This is a genomic window from Bradyrhizobium sp. WSM4874 (genome assembly GCF_055811835.1).
Genome location: NZ_JBVVPR010000135.1, coordinates 1 through 1940, shown reverse-complemented (window position 1 = coordinate 1940; position 1940 = coordinate 1). Strand labels below are relative to the sequence as shown.

Genomic DNA, 1940 nt, shown 5'->3' with positions numbered 1-1940 from the left:
AGGAGCGGGCCAATCGTCCTATTCTGTCGTGGAGCAGACGCGCTCTGAACCTCAAGAGTCGCGCGCTCCGTCCTCTCCCGAGAGCACCGCTGGCCTTCATCATCTGCCGCCGGACATACTCGGTATGGAGATTGCTGGGAAGCTCGGCCCTGTCGATCTGCTGAGGTTGTCACATGCACATATCCTGCTGCGTGATGCCGCACAGCGATTTGAGACGATCGAAGAAAGGCGACAGAGAGTAATTGGGGTTCAGGCCGTGTGGGATAGGTTGACGGCGCCTCCTCCAGGCGTCGCGGATCCGGATCATTTTGACGCGCTGCTACAGACTCACGACGTGGTAGGGGCACTCGCGCGCAACGTGGACTGCTTGACCGTAACGCAGCAAGAGCGCCTCGTGGCGACGGCGGAGCGGCTACCCGGCTCCGTTGCGGGGTGCCTCGGAGAGAACGCGGCAGGGTTTGCGGGCGAGCTCCAGGAGCGTCTTGTCCAGTGCGCTGAGAATTTTGCCTTTCCCGAGGATCGCGCCGAGGCTCTGAGTGGCTTCGTCGGCATGGCAGAGCTTTCGGAAAAGTACCAGATAGGCCTGGTCAGCGTTTTGGGGGGTCTCGCCGACCCGGACCATCGCGCGTTGGCTCTGATGGGCCTCGGAGTAGGCCTGGCAGAGCTTTCTTCCTCGCTCCAGGAGCCCCTTGTCCGCACCGCCGAGGATCTCCCCGAATCCCGGCAGCGCGCCTTGGCTTTGGACGGCCTCGGACTGGGCTTCGCAAGGCTTCCGGGCCAGCTCCAGGAGCGCCTTGTCCGCATGATCGAGAGTCTCGTCGCCGACCCCGCAAATTGCGTCTCGGCCCTGGAGACCCTCGGATTGCGCCGAGCAAGGCTTTCGGGCGAGCTCCAGGAGCGCCTTGTCCGCATCGTCGAGAGTCTCGTCCCCTCTCCTATCGACTACGCCACCGCTCTGAAGGCCCTCGGGAGGGGCGTGTCAGCGTTCTCGGTCGACCTCCAGGAGCGCGTTCTCCGCAAAGCCGAGAGTCACCTCCCACACTGGCAGCGCGCCATAGCTCTGACTGGCTTCGGAAGTGGCGTGGCAGGGCTTTCGAGCGAGCTCCACGAGCGCCTTGTTTGCTCGATCGAAGATCTGCCTGCGCGCGAGTGCCGAGCCTTGGCCGTGGCTGCCTTCGGAGTGGACCTGGCAGTGCTTTCGGTCGAGCGCGAGAAGCGCCTTGTCCGCGTCATCGAGAGTTACAACAGTCCAAACGATTGCGCCCGGGCACTGGGGCTCCTAGCGAATATCGTGCCACGGCTGTCGAAAGAGCAACAGGAGCGCCTTGTCGGCAAAGCCGAGAGTCTCGTCGTCTCCATTCCCAACCGCGCCCTTGCACTGGCGAGCCTAGGAGGGGCCATCGCAAGGCTTCCGGGCGAGCTCCAGGACGACCTTGTCCGCTGGGCCGAGACTCTCGTCGGCGATCCCGCGAATTGCGCCTCCGCTATGGCGGGCCTCGGAAGGGACCTGCCAGAACTTCCGGGCGAGCTCCAGAACCGCTTGCTCACGCTTGCCGATGGCATCGCCAACTCCCAGTATTGCCCGCGGGTGCTGGGCAGCCTCGGAGAGCGCATGGCAGAACTTACCCCGGAGCGCCAACACCACCTCGTCACCCTCGCCGAACTTGCCCCCCCTATGTATAGGGCTCAATGCTTGGCAATGCTGTTGCCGAGGGCCTCCAGCTCCGACCAGCCGATGCGCCGACTTTTCTGACTGCGCCGTCTCAGACAGCGCAGCCAAGTCCGACGCACTTCGCGATAGAAGCCGTTGAGCGCTGGATAATTGTGCGGCCTGCCGTAGTATGTGTTTCGGCATGGAATAAGGGCTCTGACTCATATGTGGAACGGCCCGGGCTGCAAGATCTTTCTCTGGTTGAACAAGGAATGACGGTGCGGTCATA

General features: G+C 63.2%; 1 protein-coding gene. It reads left to right on the top strand.

Translation table 11 applies throughout. From position 1 onward, the window contains the following. Nucleotides 1-1753: hypothetical protein (locus AC0L3P_RS39625; protein WP_473309416.1), on the top strand; the 1753-nt coding region annotated here is incomplete at its 5' end. Nucleotides 1754-1940: the final 187 nt, after the last annotated feature.